Below are 525 nucleotides of genomic sequence, written 5' to 3'. Positions count from 1 at the left end.
CCAGTCCTCGTATGGCCCAGGCGCCAAGGTCGCTGCCGAGTGTTCCGGCGACCCTCCCGACAGCGCCCGCAGTGCCGGTCGAAGCCATGACGGCCGTGGTGCCAAAGTTTGTCGCGTGTTCAGGGCTGGTTCCTGCCGCCGTGGAACCGACCGGCACCGAAACGCATGACTTGGCGAACACACACGCATCAGCGGCACGATTCATTACGCCGGGGGTGGATAAGTTGGAAACGGGCGGGTTGGGGGTGTTTGGTCCGGTCCAAGTGAAGGCGGCACGCTGGGGTTGTGTTTCGAACACCTGACACTTGAAGCGCTGGCAGGCGATCAGCTCCGGTGGCGGGTCGCATTTGCACAGACAGAGATCGCCCTCTAGCGCCGCTTGTTTGCCGCCCCAGTCTTCGTGCAGGTGAGGCCCAACGAGCGCGATGACGCCTTCAGTGCCGCATGCCGGACAAGCGACCCGGTCACCCTCCCTGGCGATCATTTGGCCGTTGAAGCTGGTGCGCTCCAGGCCACTGATCACTT

At 63.8% G+C, this 525-nt stretch carries 1 protein-coding gene; it reads right to left on the bottom strand.

From position 1 onward, the window contains the following. Positions 1 to 523, bottom strand: a 523-nt coding sequence (locus INT12_RS31030; protein ID WP_319017482.1) for a PAAR domain-containing protein, incomplete at its 3' end; no start/stop codon positions are given. Positions 524 to 525: the final 2 nt, after the last annotated feature.

Origin of the sequence: Pseudomonas sp. K8 (assembly GCF_014889455.1) — a bacterium.
Classification (GTDB): Bacteria; Pseudomonadota; Gammaproteobacteria; order Pseudomonadales; family Pseudomonadaceae; genus Aquipseudomonas; species Aquipseudomonas veronii.
Note: the sequence above shows the minus strand (reverse complement) of the source record. Positions and strands in the feature narration are given on the sequence as shown.